The organism is Hymenobacter defluvii, from assembly GCF_017589435.1.
Classification (GTDB): domain Bacteria; phylum Bacteroidota; class Bacteroidia; order Cytophagales; family Hymenobacteraceae; genus Hymenobacter; species Hymenobacter profundi.
In genome coordinates, this window is record NZ_JAGETX010000071.1 from 1 (window position 1) to 1,250 (window position 1,250).

Genomic DNA, 1,250 nt, shown 5'->3' on the forward strand with positions numbered 1-1,250 from the left:
TGGGATGGTCCAGTAAAAACGGACAGTGCGCTAAGATAGGCTGATTTGAAAGTCGCGTTCGAATTGATGGGGCGAGCGGTAGCCCAGGGCGGAGTGGCGCCGGTCCAGGTTGAAGTAGGTATCGAGGTAGTAGGCTACCTCTAGACGGGCCTCTTCGAGGCTGGCAAATGCGCCGCCACGGGGCAGCAGTTCCGTTTTGAGCGTGCTCCACCCGGCCTCGGCTTGGGCGTTATCATAGGGGTTGCCCGGTCGGCTATAGCTGGCCAGGGCCTGGGCTTTTTTGATGCGCGCTTGGCACGCCGAGCTGGTGTATTGACTGCCGCGGTCGGCGTGGACAATCAGGCCAGGAGCCGGTTGTCGCAGCGTCAGGGCTTGCTCCAGGGCCGTGAGCACTAGCTCGGTGGGCATGTGCTGGCCCAGGTGCCAGCCGACCACACGCCGCGAACAGGTATCGCGCCACGTGGCCAGATAACACCAGCGCCCACCGACTAGGGGCAGGTAGGTAATATCGCCGACCCACACCTGATTGGGCGCGGTGGGCGCGGGTTGACCGAGCAACAGGTTTTCGGCCACGATTGCCGCGGGGTCAGCCACGGTGGTGCGTGGGCGTTGCGGCCGCGTACTCAGCGCCCGCAAGCCGTGGCGACGCAGCCAACTGCGCAACGCATAGCGTCCGACCGCGTGCCCTTCGGCGCGCAATTCGGCCCGCAAGCGGCGAGTGCCATAGCGCTGGGCATGGCGCGAAAAGGCGGCGGTGGCCGCCGGCTCCCAGTCGGGCGTTGGGCGCACTGCTCGCCTCCGCCACTGGTAGTAGCCGGCAGGGCTGACGTGTAGTACGCGGCAAAGCACCTGCACCGGCTCGATAGCCGCCACCTGTTCGATAAAGTGGTAACGGCTCATAGTTGAGGCGGTTGCGCAAAGATGGTCACGACTTTTTTTAAAATATCGCGCTCTTGCTCCACGCGCTTGAGTTCGGCGCGCAAGCGCCTAATCTCGTCGCGCTCCGCGCTACTAGGCACAGCTTCGGCTAACGCTTGACGCTGCCAGCGGCCAAGGAGCGCGGGCGACAGACCTTGGGCCCGGGCCACGTCGGTCTGCCGAGCGCCAGCGGCTACTTGGCGCACGCACTCGGCTTTGAAAGCGGGCGTATATTTTTTGCGGGTCAGCGGCGGGCCGCTGGAAAGCACTTTGGTCGACATAGGCACTGGAAGGTAAGACTTGCCACTGTCTGTTTTCACTAGACCACCTCA

General features: G+C 63.8%; 1 protein-coding gene and 1 pseudogene. Both read right to left on the reverse strand.

The window, feature by feature from the left end:
• Positions 1-30: 30 nt before the first annotated feature.
• A pseudogene (locus J4D97_RS22930) lies at positions 31-915 on the reverse strand (IS3 family transposase); the annotation flags it as partial.
• Positions 897-1,199, reverse strand: a complete 303-nt coding sequence (locus J4D97_RS22935) for a transposase (protein ID WP_208309621.1) — start codon at positions 1,197-1,199, stop codon at positions 897-899. The pseudogene J4D97_RS22930 and the gene J4D97_RS22935, both read right to left, overlap by 19 nt.
• Positions 1,200-1,250: the final 51 nt, after the last annotated feature.